Raw genomic sequence first — 14,713 nt, 5'->3', positions numbered from 1 at the left:
GAAGGCGCCGTTCCCACGCTGTTGGGAAGAGGAGGCGGCGCCGGGAAGCGGACTCGCACGCCTTGCTCGGGTCGTGCCGATTCGGTGGAGATTACGGCACCGAAACTTACTCAATCGTCAGTTCTCTGTCCGACCCTTCCGTATGTGAGCCCTTTTTCCGGCACTGACCGGCGCATACAAGAGCGTTGCTCGCGTTCACGACCCCTCCCGCCCCCTCACCGGGTGGGGTAGCTTTCACGGCGCTGTGCGGAGCGTCAAGAGCGGGAGCGGGTTTGCGCGAGTTCACCAACCCTCCGTTGACGTTGGCACCGCCGGTGGGCGGTCTGGCCGACGTCGTCTTCCAGCACGCCCAGGAGGACCCGCTGCACATCGCGCTCGGCCGCAAGGACGAGCAGGGCCGGTGGCGGGATGTGACCGCCGCCGAGTTCCGCGACGAGGTGCTCGCCCTGGCCAAGGGCCTGTTGGCCAGGGGCATCCGTTTCGGCGACCGGGTCGCCATCATGTCCCGCACCCGCTACGAGTGGACCCTGTTCGACTACGCGCTGTGGACCATCGGCGCCCAGGTCGTGCCGATCTACCCCACCTCCTCCGCCGAACAGTGTTTCTGGATGCTGTACGACGCCGAGGTCACGGCGGCGGTCGTGGAGCACGAGGACCACGCGATGACCATCGCCACGGTCATCGACCGGCTGCCGCAGCTGCGCGAGCTGTGGCAGCTCGACTCCGGCTGCGTCCAGGAGCTCTACGACGCCGGCGCCCACGTCGGTGACGACGTGGTCCACCGGCACCGGGAGGCGGTCACCCCCGACTCGGTCGCGACGATCATCTACACCTCGGGCACGACCGGCCGCCCCAAGGGCTGTCTGATCTCGCACGGCAACTTCATGTTCGAGGCCGACACGGTCCGCGAGCGCTGGGAGCCCGTCTTCCACTCCCGGCGGGGCGACGAGGCGGCGACCCTGCTGTTCCTGCCGCTCGCACACGTCTTCGGGCGGATGGTGCAGGTGGCCGCGATCCGCGGCAAGGTCCGCTTCGGTCACCAGCCGCAGCTGAACGCGGCGGCCCTGCTGCCCGACCTGGCCGCGTTCCGGCCCACGTTCTTCCTCGCCGTGCCGTACATCTTCGAGAAGGTCTTCAACGCGGCCCGTCGCAAGGCCGAACGGGAGGGCAGGTCCGGACCGTTCGAGAAGGCCGTCGACATCGCCCTGAAGTACGCCGAGGCGATGGAGGCCAAGGCGTGGGGCACCGGCCCCGGCCCGTCGGCCGGTCTGCGCATGCAGCACCAGCTCTTCGACAAGCTCGTCTACTCCAAGGTGCGGGCCGCGATGGGCGGCCGGGTCCGGCACGCCATGTCCGGCGGCTCGGCGATGGACCGCAAGCTCGGACTGTTCTGGGCGGGCGCGGGGGTGCAGATCTTCGAAGGGTACGGCCTCACCGAGTCGACGGCGGCCGCCACCGCCAACCCGCCCGAGCGCACCCGCTACGGCACCGTGGGCCAGGCGATCCCCGGTATGACCGTGCACATCGCGGACGACGGCGAGATCTGGCTGCGCGGCGACAACATCTTCCAGGGCTACCTCAACAACCCCAAGGCCACCGACGAGACCCTGCACGACGGCTGGCTCGCCACCGGCGACCTCGGCGCCCTCGACGAGGACGGCTACCTCACCATCACCGGCCGCAAGAAGGAGATCCTCGTCACGTCCGGCGGCAAGAGTGTGGCCCCCGGACAGCTCGAGGAACGCGTCCGCGACCATCCGCTGGTCAACCAGTGCATCGTCGTCGGCAACGACCGCCCCTACATCGCGGCCCTGGTCACCCTCGACCAGGAAGCCGTCGAGCACTGGCTGCAGATGCGGGACAAACCCCAGCTGACCGCCGCCGAACTGGTGCGCGATCCGGACCTGGAGACGGAGGTCAGACGCGCGGTGGTCGCCGCCAACACGCTCGTCTCGCAGGCCGAGTCCATCCGCACCTTCCGTATCCTCGCCCAGCCGTTCACCGAGGAGCACGGCCTGCTGACCCCGTCGCTGAAGCTGAAACGCAAGGCGATCGAGAATGCCTACGCCAACGAGGTCGAGGCGCTGTACCGAGCCTGAACCCCGGAAGAACGAATTCGGGGGTCAGGAATGCATCACGCCTCGTGATCGTTGACGATGGGAGTATCACCAGACGGACAACCGAAGGATCAAGAGCTCGTGAGCAGCAAGGTCCCCCCGATCATCCTGAACAACGGCGTCGAGATGCCCCAGCTGGGCTTCGGCGTCTGGCAGGTGCCGGACGACGAGGCGGAGCGAGCCGTCGCCACCGCGCTTGAGGCCGGGTACCGCAGCATCGACACAGCGGCGATCTACGGCAACGAGGCGGGCACCGGCAAGGCCATCGCCGCCTCCGGCCTCCCCCGCGAGGACATCTTCGTCACCACCAAGCTCTGGAACACCGACCAGGGGTACGACTCCACCCTCCGCGCCTTCGACACCTCGATGGAGAAGCTCGGACTGGACTACCTGGATCTGTATCTCATCCACTGGCCGGCGGTGGCCAGGGGCAGCTACCTGGACACGTACAGGGCGTTCGAGAAGCTGCACGCCGACGGCCGCGTGCGGGCCATCGGTGTCTCCAACTTCCTGCCGGAGCACCTGGAGCGGCTGATCGGTGAGACGTCGGTCGTCCCGGCGGTCAACCAGATCGAGCTGCACCCGCACCTCCAGCAGCACGCCTCCCGCGAATACCACGCCGAGCAGGGCATCGCCACCGAGGCGTGGTCGCCGCTCGGCCAGGGCAAGGGCCTGCTGGAGGTCCCGGCGATCGTGGCCATCGCCCAGAAGCACGGCCGCACCCCGGCCCAGGTCGTGCTGCGCTGGCACATCCAGCTCGGCAACGTGGTGATCCCGAAGTCCGTGACGCCGTCGCGGATCCAGGAGAACATCGACGTCTTCGGCTTCTCACTGGACACCGAGGACCTGGCGGCGATCAGCGCGCTGAACGAGGACCGCCGCCTGGGCCCCGACCCGGCGACGTTCGACGTGTCCTGAGACCCCTCCACGGCAGCCCTGTGCCCCGGATCCGTACGGGTCCGGGGCACAGGTGTCTCTTCCGGCGCCCTGATCGGGCTGACCGATCGGCGTCACGCTGATCGCCCCGGGCCGGGTGGAGACCCCTTCTGGGACACCTAGGCAGCCTGCCGCCCGGCCACCTTCTCACCACCGGCCAGATCGCCGACTCGGTGGTGTGGGCGATCCGCCGGCCCCGGGCGTCGACGTCAACATCGTCGTCGTACGGCCGGGCCGACTGTACGTCTCCGTACTCGGCCGTGCCGCCGGAAAACCGTCAACAACCCCTCCGGATGGCCGAGTTCCTCGGCGGAGCCGCGCGGCCGCGCCTCACCGCGGCGGGTTACGGTCATCCGCCATCCCGGCCTCCAGCGGTTGCCGCGCGACGGCGGCACCGATGCCGCTGCCGCCGGTGACGAGTGCGGCTCGGGATTCGGTCATTGTTGCGGAGCGCCGGTAAGACCAGGAGCGATCCCGGCACAGCGCAAGGCGAGGAGCATGTCAATGCGCCCGTACCGCCGTGAACACGGTGTGCGCCGCGAGGACGAACACGTCGGAGCGCCGGTGCACGCTCGCCTCGTCGTCCGGGTCCAGGAGCCGGTCGAGGGTGGTGCGGTCGTCGGCGTCGAGATCGTCGGAGAGGACCTCGCGCATCCGGGACAGGGAGGCGGCGGCGTGGGCGCGCGCCCGCTCGGAGGCCGGTGCGGGCAGGTCGAGGAGGAAGCTGCGGGTACGGGTGGGCTTCAGGCCCGCGGCGGTCAGCAGGGCCGGCCAGTCCTCGGTCTCGGCCACGGAGCCCGGCAGGTCGAACCGCATCCGGGTGAACCACTCCTGCTCCACCACGTCCAGCCGGGCCTGGAGGCCGGGGCGGCCGATGCCGATGTCGCGGGGCAGGAACCGTGCCGGGAGGCCGCCCTCCATGATCGCCACGGTGCCGCCGGGCGCCAGGCGCTCGGCGAAGGCGGTGAGGGCGGTGCGTTGGTCGCCGAGGTGGTGCAGACTGCGGCCCGCCCACAGGAGATCCGCAGGGTAGTCCAACTCCCCCAGCACGTCGGGAAGTTCACCGGCGAGAGTGCCGAAGCGGTCGCCGTACCCGAGCCGCTCGGCCCGCGCCCGGGCGCGTTCGAGGAGGGGGGCGGAGCTGTCCACGGCGACCACGCGGGCGCCCTCGAAGACCTCTGCGAACAGACAGGAGACGACGCCGGGGCCGCTGCCGGCGTCGACGATCAGGCCCGGCTCGGTCACCTCCTTGCCCAGCCAGGCCAGGGCCCGTTCGTAGAGGGGTGCGTACAGCTCCGCCTGGGATTCCAGGTGCGGGGCCATCTCGGCCCAGTCGATGTGGGTGTTGTGGTGGTGGTTGTGGTGGTGCGCCATGCCGGTCAGCCTCTCGCTCGGGATGCCGCCAGCCTGCTCCGACGCACCGTGCGGGGGCCACTGCTGTTGCCGAGACGGCAAAACCGTGGGTTGCCCGGCGGTGGAGTGCGTGATCCGCCGGGGCCCGGGTCGGTAGGGGTGACCGGGCCCCGGCGGACCGGGTTCAGCGGATCAGGACAGCGGCGGGTACGCGTTCTGCATCAGCTGCTGGAACTGGGCGGAGAACCACTTCCCGGACAGCGGCGCGTTGGGCAGGGCGCCGGACATGTTGTTGTTGTTACGCGGGTTGCCGGTGTACGTGGGGTCGCACATCCGGTCGAAGCCCTTGCCCTCGTCGTTCGAGATCGCGCTGCTGGCGCCGTCGGACTCCCCCGGCGGCTTCATCCACACGTACGCGTCGATCCCGGCCGCCGGGCTGGCCTTGGGCCGCTCGCCGAGTCCGGCACCTGACTGGTTGCACCAGTTGCCGACGTGGATGCGGCGGTCGTAGCGGCCGCCTTCGACGTAAGTGTCGACGCTGGTCATCGCTCCAGGGCCGGTGGGCCGTGCGGAGCCGCCCCAGCCGTTGCGGGAGGTGTCGATCAGCATGCCGACGCCCGAGGGGAAGCCCTGCCTCACCGCCTCCGCCCGGAAGGCCTGGGCGTAGGAGAGCTCGTCGGTGTAGCGGTTCCAGTCGACCCACTTGGACTCACGGACCGACTTGCCGGCCACGGAGTCGTTGATGGTGAAGTTGTTCTCCTTCAGGGCGCTGTAGTTGGCCGTGTTGGTGATGAAGCCGTGGACGTCGTTGACGGTGGCGCCCTCGGTGGTCGCGGCCTCCTTCATCAGGGCGGCGCTGGGGGCGAAGTTGTCGTCCCACCCGATCCAGCCGTGGTGACCGGCGTCGATGTAGTTGTAGACGTTGGGCACGTCACCGAGCTTGTTCAGGGCGTAGCCGACGCCCTTCTGGTAGTTGCCGTTGGCCTTCATCACGTCGCACTGCGGGGTGGCGGTGGCCCGGCTGCCGGTGTTGGTGACGAGGTTGGGCAGCGAGTCGATCTCGATGGTGGTGACGATCCGCAGGGAGGCGTACTTCGAGTCCGCGAGGATCGTCTTGATCGGGTCGATGTACTGCGTCTTGTACTTGTCGATCTCCGTCGGGCCGAGCTCGCCGTTGGAGGCGAGGGCCGAGCAGTCGCGTCCGGGCAGGTCGTAGATGACGAGCTGGACGACCATCTCGCCCGATCCCTTCTGCCGCAGGGCCTCGTCGAGGTGGGCGCGAAGCCCCATCTTGCCGCCTGTGCCGTTGATCGTGGCGATGCGGTCCAGCCACACGCCGGTGGGCTGGTTGGCGACCCGGCTGCCGCCCGGTTCGGCGGCGGCATTGGCGGACCACTCGGGGTTCACGTACACCTTGGCGCCGGCGTACGGGTTGTCGACCCGGTTGCCGGGGGTGCCGGGGTCCGTCGGGCCCGGGTCGGTGGGGCCCGGGTCGGTCGGGCCGCCGCCATCGACGTTGCAGGTCACGCCGTCGAGCGTGAAGGTGGCCGGGACGGCGTTGCTGCCGCTGTAGGTGCCCTGGAAGCCGAAACTGACCGAACCGCCGGTCCCCAGCGACCCGTTGTAGGTCTCGTTGGCGGCGGTGACCGCGGTCCCGCTCTGGCTGACCTTGGCGTTCCAGAAGTTGGTGACCTTCTGGTTGCCGGCGTACGACCACTTCACCGCCCAACTGGACTTGGCGGCACTGTTGTTGGTGATGGTGACGGCGGCGGTGAAGCCGGTGTCCCACTGGTTCTGCACCTTGTAGTCGACGGTGCAGGGGACGGCGGCGAGACCGCTGCCCGAGGGCGCTACGGCGAGCGCGGTGCCGGAGGCCCCGGCGACCAGCGCGATGGCTGCGAGCAGCGCTGTTCTGGTACGGCTCATGAGTGAGGGTTTCCTTCTTGGTTGCGGGTGTTCGGACGCGGGTGGTGCGGGTTCATCCGTTCAGGGCGCGCAGATGGTCACGCAGCCCGACGCCGAACGACGTGGGGGTTCCGTCGTAGCCGGCGATGAGGGAGGGGCCGGAGGAGCAGTCCCAGGTGTTCCAGGTCCAGCCCAGGTAGGACAGGCCGCGGTCGTCGAACCACTTCATGACCCGGTCGACGAAGGAGTGCGCGCAGGTGTTCTCGCCGATCTCCCCCGCGACCAGGGGGACCTGTGCGGCGACGGGCGCGAGCGTGGAGTTCCAGCAGCTCTCGTTGGAACAGGTGTTGAAGTTGTACACGTGCCAGGCGGCGGCGAGATTGCCCGCCGGGTCGGTGGGCCTGTACGTCAGCCACTGGCTCAGGTCGTTGGAGTACGCGATCCCGCCCGCCAGGATCACGTTCTTGGCGCCGGTGGCCCGTACGGCGTCGACGAGGTCCTGCATCCCGGCTACCTCGTAGCCGATGCCGGGGCAGGTCCCCCCGTCGCGCCAGCACTGCCACGCCTGGGTGGTCGTGGAGGTGGCCCGGTCCGGGTAGGGCTCGTTGAACAGGTCGAACACGACGGCCGGGTCGTTCTTGAAGGTGTTGGCCACCGAGGTCCAGAACGACGGCGTGTACCGCATGTCGGGCATCGGCTTCTGGCAGCTGGCGTGCACGTCGGAGCAGCCCGCCGAGTTGCCGGTGTACTGGCCGTAGGTCCAGTGCAGTTCGACCACGGGGGTCATCCCGTGTGCCTTCACCTTCGCCACCAGGTCGTTGACGGCGTTCACGTAGTTCGCCCCGGCGTACTCGGGCTTGATGTTGGACAGTCCGAGCCAGCACTCCTCGTTCAGCGGGATGCGGACGGTGTTGGCCTTCCAGTCGGCGATCGCCTTGATCGCGGCGTCGTCGACCGGTCCGTCCCAGATGCCGCGCCCCTGCACGCACATGAACTCGCCGCCGGAGCGGTTCACGCCGAGCAGGCGGCGGGTCCTGCCGCCGGCGTCCATGAGTTTGTTGCCCGAGACGTGCAGGGCCGGCGGCTTGTCACCGGGGTCCGGCGGGTCGGTCGGGGGCGTCGTGGGCGGGGGTTCGGTGCCGGCGTTGCAGGTGGTGCCGTTGAGCTTGAACGACGTCGGTACGGCGTTGGCGGCGGACTTGGACGCGATGAACCCGCCGCTGACGCTCGCGCCGGTGCCCAGCGAACCGTTCCAGCTCTCGTTGGACACGGTCACGGTCGCGGCGGACTGGGACCACTTGGCGCCCCAGCCCTGGGTGACCTTCTGCCCGTCGGCGAAGTCGAAGCCGAGGCTCCAACCGTTCAGGGGCGCTGCGTTGTTGGTGATCTTCACGGAGCCCTGGAAGCCGGTGTCCCACTGGCTGGTGACGGCGTACTCCACCGTGCACGCGGGTGTGGCGCCCTGGGCGGTGACCACCGGAACGGTCACGCCTGCGATGAGGGCGGCCGCGCCGGTGACGGCTAAAAGTACTGAACGCGGGGGGTGTCGCATGAGCGACTCCTTGCAGCTCAGCGCGTTGTGCCCAACGCGTCGACTGATGGAATCGCTCCCACTGGTGTCTCGAAGCTAGCGCCAAGCGTCAGTAAAGAACAGGGGCGTCACTGACTTTCCCTCAACTGGTACAGCTCGAATCTTTTCGACTCTTCAAGCATCTTGACCCCTCGCACCCTCGTCCTCACTATGGGAGCGCTCCCACTGGTTCAAGCCTTGACTTCTCCCCCACCGCAAGGAGGAACCAGCACATGCATCCCAAACGCAGACGCCGCACGGCGCGGCGGCTGTGGACCGCCGTGGTGGCGGCCCTGGCCCTCCCGTTGACCATGCTGAGCATGGGATCGACTTCCGCTCAGGCAGCGGCACTTCAGTGCAGTGTCGACTACAAGACCAATGACTGGGGTTCAGGGTTCACCGCGGACCTCACCCTCACCAACCGGGGCACGGATCCGATCAACGGCTGGACGCTGACGTACACGTACGCCGGCAACCAGAAGTTGAGCAACGGCTGGAACGGCACCTGGTCGCAGTCCGGCCAGACGGTCACGGTGAAGAACGCGACCTACAACGCGAACATCGCCGCCGGGGCGGCGGTGAGCACGGGCGGGCAGTTCACCTACAGCGGCACGAACACCGCGCCCAGCTCCTTCTCGGTCAACGGCACGCCCTGCACCGGCGCGCACCAGCCGCCGATCACCGTGCTGACCAGCCCCAGCGCGGGCGCGGTCTACTCGCAGGGCACCGCCGTCCCGCTCGCGGCCACCGCCGCGGCCGCGGACAACGCCACCATCAGCAAGGTCGAGTTCTACGACAACACGACCCTGCTCGGCACGGACACGAGCGCGCCCTACACGCTTTCCGCTACCGGCTTGACCGTGGGCAATCATTCGCTGCTGGCGAAGGCCTACGACAGCCTGGGCGCGTCCGCGGAGTCCACGCCCGTAGGCATCACCGTCGCCTCGGGTCCCGCCGTGGTGGCCTCGCCGACCCAGCTGCCCGTGCAGCAGGGCAAGACGGCCACGTACGACGTGAAGCTGTCGACCCAGCCGTCCGCCAACGTGACCGTCACGACCGCCCGGACGGGCGGCAACACCGGCCTGTCGGTGACGGGTGGCGCCTCGCTGGTCTTCACTCCGCAGAACTGGAGCACCGCGCAGAAGGTCACCCTCACCGCGAGCGCCTCCGGCACCGGCGCGGCGACCTTCGACTCGACGGCCACGGGCCACGCCAAGGCCACGGTGACGGCCACCCAGATCGCCGGGACCAAGGAGTACGACGCCCGGTTCCTGGAGCTCTACGGCAAGATCACCAACCCGGCGAACGGCTACTTCTCACCCGAGGGAATCCCCTACCACTCGGTGGAGACGCTGATCGTCGAGGCTCCCGACCACGGCCACGAGACCACGTCGGAGGCCTACAGCTACCTGCTGTGGCTGCAGGCGATGTACGGCAAGGTGACGGGCGACTGGACCAAGTTCAACGGTGCCTGGGACATCATGGAGAAGTACATGATCCCCACCCACGCCGACCAGCCGACCAACTCCTTCTACAACGCCTCCAAGCCGGCGACCTACGCGCCCGAGCTGGACACCCCGAACGAGTACCCGGCGAAGCTGGACTCCGGGGTCTCGGTGGGCTCGGACCCGATCGCCGGTGAGCTGAAGAGCGCCTACGGCACGGACGACATCTACGGCATGCACTGGCTGCAGGACGTGGACAACGTCTACGGCTACGGCAACTCGCCCGGCAAGTGCGAGGCGGGTCCGTCGGACACCGGGCCGTCGTACATCAACACCTTCCAGCGGGGTGCCGAGGAGTCCGTCTGGGAGACGATCCCGCAGCCGACCTGCGACGCCTTCAAGTACGGCGGCAAGAACGGTTACCTGGATCTGTTCACCGGTGACGCCTCCTACGCCAAGCAGTGGAAGTTCACCAACGCCCCGGACGCCGACGCGCGTGCCGTGCAGGCCGCGTACTGGGCGGACGTCTGGGCCAAGGAGCAGGGCAAGGGCTCCGACGTCTCCGCGGCCGTGGGCAAGGCCGCGAAGATGGGCGACTACCTGCGCTACGCCATGTACGACAAGTACTTCAAGAAGATCGGTAACTGTGTCGGCCCGACCGCCTGCCCGGCCGGCACCGGCAAGGACGCCTCGTTCTACCTGCTGTCCTGGTACTACGCCTGGGGCGGCGCGACCGACACCAACGCGGGCTGGGCCTGGCGCATCGGCTCCAGCCACGCCCACGGCGGCTACCAGAACCCGCTGGCGGCCTACGCACTCAGCAGCTACGCCCCGCTGAAGCCCAAGTCGGCGACCGGGCAGGCGGACTGGGCCAAGTCCCTCCAGCGGCAGATGGAGTTCTACCGCTGGCTGCAGTCCGACGAGGGCGCGATCGCGGGTGGCGCCACCAACAGCTGGGCGGGCCGGTACGCGACACCGCCGGCCGGCAAGTCGACCTTCTACGGCATGTACTACGACCAGCAGCCCGTCTACCACGACCCGCCGTCCAACCAGTGGTTCGGCTTCCAGACGTGGTCGATGGAGCGGGTCGCCGAGTACTACCAGCAGACGGGGAACGCGCAGGCCAAGGCGGTCCTCGACAAGTGGGTCGACTGGGCGCTGTCCAAGACCACGATCAACCCGGACGGCACCTACCGGATCCCCTCGACGCTCCAGTGGTCGGGTCAGCCCGACACCTGGAACGCGTCAAGTCCCAGCTCCAACAGCGGACTTCACGTCACCGTCGCCGACTACACCGACGACGTCGGTGTCGCGGCCTCGTACGCCAAGACCCTGACGTACTACGCCGACCGGTCCGGTGACACGGAGGCGAAGACGACGGCGAAGGCGCTGCTGGACGGCATGTGGAAGAACAACCAGGACGCGCTCGGGATCGCCGTGCCGGAGACCCGCACCGACTACAGCCGCTTCGACGACGGCGTGTACGTCCCGAGTGGCTGGAGCGGCAAGATGCCGAACGGCGACACGATCAACTCCTCCTCGACCTTCACCTCGCTCAGGTCGTTCTACAAGAACGACCCCGCCTGGTCGAAGATCGAGAGCTATCTCGCGGGCGGTGCCGCGCCCTCGTTCACGTACCACCGGTTCTGGGCCCAGGCCGACATCGCCCTGGCCATGGGCTCGTACGCGGAGCTCCTCGAATAAGTCCCCGCTAAGACTCCGCGTACCACGCCGGGCGGCCCTCATCCGCACAGAGGGCCGCCCGGTCGTCGCACGTTCCGCTCCCCCACAGGAAGGACCCCCACCGTGCGAAGAACCCGCGTCCTCACGGCCGTCCTCGCCCTCGCCGCCGGGCTGCTCGCCGGCACCCCGCCCGCACTCGCCTCGGGCACCGAGAAGGTGACGATCGCCGCCGAGTCCTACACCTGGAAGAACGCCCGCATCGACGGGGGCGGCTTCGTGCCCGGGATCGTCTTCAACCGCAAGGAGAAGAACCTCGCCTACGCCCGCACCGACATCGGGGGCGCGTACCGGTGGGTCGAGTCGAGCAGGACGTGGACGCCGATGCTCGACTCGGTCGGCTGGGACAACTGGGGGCACACCGGCGTGGTGAGCCTCGCCTCCGACTCCGTCGACCCGAACAAGGTGTACGCGGCGGTCGGCACGTACACCAACAGCTGGGACCCGGGGAACGGGGCGGTGCTCAGGTCGTCCGACCGGGGCGCGAGCTGGCAGAAGGCGAACCTGCCGTTCAAGCTGGGCGGCAACATGCCGGGACGGGGCATGGGCGAGCGCCTGGCGGTCGACCCGAACAAGAACAGCGTGTTGTACCTGGGCGCGCCCAGCGGCAAGGGGCTGTGGCGGTCGACCGACTCGGGAGCCACCTGGTCGCAGGTGACGAACTTCCCCAACGTCGGCAACTACGTGCAGGATCCGAGCGACACCTCCGGCTACGCCAGCGACAACCAGGGCATCGTCTGGGTCACCTTCGACGAGTCCACGGGCACCTCGGGCAACGCCACGAAGACGGTCTACGTCGGGGTGGCCGACAAGGACAACGCGGTGTACCGCTCGACCGACGCGGGCGCGACCTGGACGCGGCTCGCCGGGCAGCCGACCGGCTACCTCGCGCACAAGGGCGTGCTGGACTCGGTCAACGGCTATCTGTACCTCGCCTACAGCGACAAGGGCGGCCCGTACGACGGCGGCAAGGGCCAGCTGTGGCGGTACGCGACGGCGACGGGCACCTGGACGAACATCAGCCCGGTCGCCGAGGCCGACACGTACTACGGCTTCAGCGGACTGACCGTCGACCGGCAGAAACCGGGCACGGTGATGGCGACGGCGTACAGCTCCTGGTGGCCGGACACGCAGATCTTCCGCTCGAAGGACAGCGGCGGCACCTGGACGAAGGCGTGGGACTACACGTCGTACCCCAACCGCGCGAACCGCTTCACGATGGACGTCTCGTCGTCGCCCTGGCTGACCTGGGGCGCGAACCCGTCGCCGCCCGAGCAGACGCCCAAACTGGGCTGGATGACCGAGGCGTTGGAGATCGACCCGTTCAACTCCGGCCGGATGATGTACGGGACGGGCGCGACGATCTACGGCACCGAGAACCTCACCAACTGGGACAGCGGCAGCCAGTTCACCATCAAGCCGATGGTGCAGGGACTGGAGGAGACGGCGGTCAACGACCTCGCCTCTCCCCCGACGGGCGCCCCGCTGCTCAGCGCGCTCGGTGACGTCGGCGGATTCCGGCACACGGACCTGACGAAGGTCCCGGCGCTGATGTACACCTCACCGAACTTCACCACCACCACGAGCCTGGACTTCGCCGAGACGAACCCCAACACCGTGGTGCGCGTGGGCGATCTGGACTCCGGTCCGCACATCGCGTTCTCGACCGACAACGGCGCCAACTGGTTCGCCGGGACGGACCCTTCGGGGGTCTCGGGCGGCGGAACGGTCGCGGCCTCGTCGGACGGCGGCCGCTTCGTGTGGAGCCCGGCGGGGGCAGGGGTGCAGTACACGACGGGCTTCGGCACGTCGTGGCAGGCGTCGAGCGGCATCCCGGCGGGGGCGATCGTCGAGTCCGACCGGGTCGACGCCAAGACCTTCTACGGCTTCAAGTCCGGCAAGTTCTACGTGAGTACGGACGGCGGCGCCACCTTCACCGCGTCCTCCGCGACCGGCCTGCCCAGCGGTGACAGTGTGCGCTTCAAGGCGCTGCCCGGGACGAAGGGCGACGTGTGGCTGGCGGGTGGCGCGGCGGACGGCGCGTACGGCCTCTGGCACTCGACGAACGGCGGTACGTCCTGGACCAAGCTGTCAGGCGTCGAGCAGGCGGACACGATCGGCTTCGGCAAGGCGGCCGCGGGAGCCTCCTACCAGACCCTCTACACCAGCGCGAAGATCGCCGGCGTCCGGGGCATCTTCCGGTCCACCGACAAGGGCGCGACCTGGACGCGGATCAACGACGACGCCCACCAGTGGGGCTGGACGGGCGGGGCGATCACGGGTGACCCGCGGGTCTACGGCCGTGTCTATGTCTCGACCAACGGCCGCGGTGTCGTCTACGGCGACACGTCGGACACCGGCGGCGGGGGCGGCGGAGGCGGGGGCGGCGGCACCGATCCCGACCCCACTCCGACGGGCGCCTGCGCGGTGACCTACAAGATCACCAACCAGTGGTCCGGCGGCTTCCAGGCGGACGTCCAGCTCGCCAACACGGGCACGGCCCCCTGGTCCGGCTGGTCCCTCACCTGGGCCTTCCCCAACGGCCAGACCATCGCCCAGTCCTGGAACGCCGACGCCACCCAGTCCGGCTCGACGGCCACCGCCAAGAACGTCGGCTGGAACGCCAACGTGGCCGCCGGCTCCTCCGTGAGCTTCGGCTTCACCGGCAACTGGTCGGGCACGAACACGAAACCGACCGCGTTCAAGCTGGGCGACCAGAGCTGCACGGTGAGCTGACCAAGAGGGGCGCGTGCCGTGTGACGGCACGCGCCTTTCACTGCTCCGGGCGGCCGGCTACGGCGTGTACACCGTCGGCCTCGGGGCCGTCGGCATCTTGTCGCCGATGAAGAAGCTGGGGTGCGGGGGCTGGTTGTAGGCGGTGTTCTGCCAGGCGATGCCCGTGCGGTACATCGTGTCGTGGAGCAGGGTGGTGATCCGGGTCGTGGTTTCGATCGGTGTGGAGTAGATGCGCAGGGCCGTGTTGCCCGAGGTGGGCCAGACGACCTCCTCGCGCCAGTCGCCGAGGATGTCGCCGGAGAGGGACGGGGTGGCCTTGGTGCTGTTGTTGGAGTGCACGGAGGAGCCGGTCAGCAGGCGGGTGTCGGAGGAGGTGCCGTACTTGTCGATGTGGGTGCCGTCGAGGAGTTCGCGGACGGGGTCGGCGTCCCACCAGGAGAGGAAGTTGACGGAGGACGGCTCGCGGCCCTTGGTGGCGCCGGACTCGTCACGGACGGAGCTGTCGGAGGCGGACCACACCTCCGCGCCGTCGTTGCCCGCCCAGATGTCCCCGGCGACTCCGCGGCCGTTGTCGCAGCAGGCGGCCAGCTTCCAGTTCACGGTGCCGTTCGCGGGGTTGATGTACAGCTCCGCCGGCTGCGAGGACGACTCGGAGACCTTGAAGTACTCCAGACCCGCGTGCCCGGGGTCGAGGTCACCGAGGTGCTGGGCGTCGCCGTGTCCGGTCTTCGTCGTCCACAGGCCGTTGCCGTTGTCGTCGACCGTCATCGCGCCGTAGACGATCTCGTCCTTGCCGTCGTTGTCGACGTCTCCGACGGAAAGGCTGTGGTTGCCCTGACCGTCGTAGCCCTTGCCGGAGTTGGCGGAGGAGTTGGTGTCGAAGGTCCAGCGGCGGGTGAAGGCACCGCCAC

Annotated in this window: 8 protein-coding genes and 2 pseudogenes; 5 read left to right on the top strand and 5 right to left on the bottom strand. The window is 68.9% G+C overall.

Features of this window, described 5'->3' with window-relative positions:
- Positions 1-272: 272 nt before the first annotated feature.
- From IG99_RS33750 to IG99_RS50735, 3 genes and pseudogenes are all read left to right on the top strand, one after another.
- Positions 273-2,099, top strand: coding sequence for an AMP-dependent synthetase/ligase (locus IG99_RS33750; protein ID WP_037680826.1), 1,827 nt, complete (start codon positions 273-275; stop codon positions 2,097-2,099).
- Between the two features lie 99 nt (positions 2,100-2,198).
- On the top strand, positions 2,199-3,035 hold the full coding sequence (locus tag IG99_RS33745) for an aldo/keto reductase (protein WP_037680822.1): 837 nt from the start codon (positions 2,199-2,201) through the stop codon (positions 3,033-3,035).
- An 85-nt stretch (positions 3,036-3,120) separates the two neighbouring features.
- Positions 3,121-3,285: pseudogene (locus IG99_RS50735) on the top strand (short-chain dehydrogenase); the annotation flags it as partial.
- Here IG99_RS50735 and IG99_RS50730 read toward each other — a convergent pair.
- The 4 genes and pseudogenes from IG99_RS50730 to IG99_RS33730 all read right to left on the bottom strand — a co-directional run.
- Positions 3,286-3,494 (bottom strand): annotated as a pseudogene (locus tag IG99_RS50730) (short-chain dehydrogenase); the annotation flags it as partial. It abuts the pseudogene before it with no gap.
- A gap of 60 nt (positions 3,495-3,554) precedes the next feature.
- On the bottom strand, positions 3,555-4,427 hold the full coding sequence (locus IG99_RS33740; protein WP_037680820.1) for a class I SAM-dependent methyltransferase: 873 nt from the start codon (positions 4,425-4,427) through the stop codon (positions 3,555-3,557).
- 171 nt (positions 4,428-4,598) lie between these two features.
- Positions 4,599-6,332 carry a glycoside hydrolase family 6 protein gene (locus IG99_RS33735; RefSeq protein ID WP_037680817.1) on the bottom strand — a complete coding sequence of 578 codons (1,734 nt, stop codon included), beginning with the start codon at positions 6,330-6,332 and terminating at the stop codon, positions 4,599-4,601.
- A gap of 52 nt (positions 6,333-6,384) precedes the next feature.
- Complete coding sequence (locus tag IG99_RS33730) at positions 6,385-7,863, bottom strand: cellulase family glycosylhydrolase (protein ID WP_199815670.1); 1,479 nt, start codon at positions 7,861-7,863, stop codon at positions 6,385-6,387.
- A gap of 251 nt (positions 7,864-8,114) precedes the next feature.
- Here IG99_RS33730 and IG99_RS33725 point away from each other — a divergent pair, with 251 nt between their 5' ends.
- Positions 8,115-11,030: a glycoside hydrolase family 48 protein gene (locus tag IG99_RS33725; protein WP_037680815.1), complete on the top strand. Its 2,916-nt coding sequence runs from the start codon at positions 8,115-8,117 to the stop codon at positions 11,028-11,030.
- 102 nt (positions 11,031-11,132) lie between these two features.
- Complete coding sequence (locus tag IG99_RS33720) at positions 11,133-13,802, top strand: cellulose binding domain-containing protein (RefSeq protein ID WP_037680813.1); 2,670 nt, start codon at positions 11,133-11,135, stop codon at positions 13,800-13,802.
- Positions 13,803-13,859: 57 nt separating this feature from the next.
- Here IG99_RS33720 and IG99_RS33715 read toward each other — a convergent pair.
- Positions 13,860-14,713: rhamnogalacturonan lyase family protein (locus IG99_RS33715; RefSeq protein ID WP_037680811.1), on the bottom strand; the 854-nt coding region annotated here is incomplete at its 5' end.

Origin of the sequence: Streptomyces griseus subsp. griseus (genome assembly GCF_000720255.1) — a bacterium.
Lineage (GTDB): Bacteria > Actinomycetota > Actinomycetes > Streptomycetales > Streptomycetaceae > Streptomyces > Streptomyces griseus_I.
This window is presented reverse-complemented; position numbering and strand designations above follow the sequence as displayed.

Coding starts and splice junctions, on each gene's coding strand:
- IG99_RS33740 (WP_037680820.1), bottom strand. CDS start 4,427: ATGGCGCACCACCACAACCACCACCACAACACCCACATCGACTGGGCC.
- IG99_RS33730 (WP_199815670.1), bottom strand. CDS start 7,863: ATGCGACACCCCCCGCGTTCAGTACTTTTAGCCGTCACCGGCGCGGCC.
- IG99_RS33725 (WP_037680815.1), top strand. CDS start 8,115: ATGCATCCCAAACGCAGACGCCGCACGGCGCGGCGGCTGTGGACCGCC.
- IG99_RS33735 (WP_037680817.1), bottom strand. CDS start 6,332: ATGAGCCGTACCAGAACAGCGCTGCTCGCAGCCATCGCGCTGGTCGCC.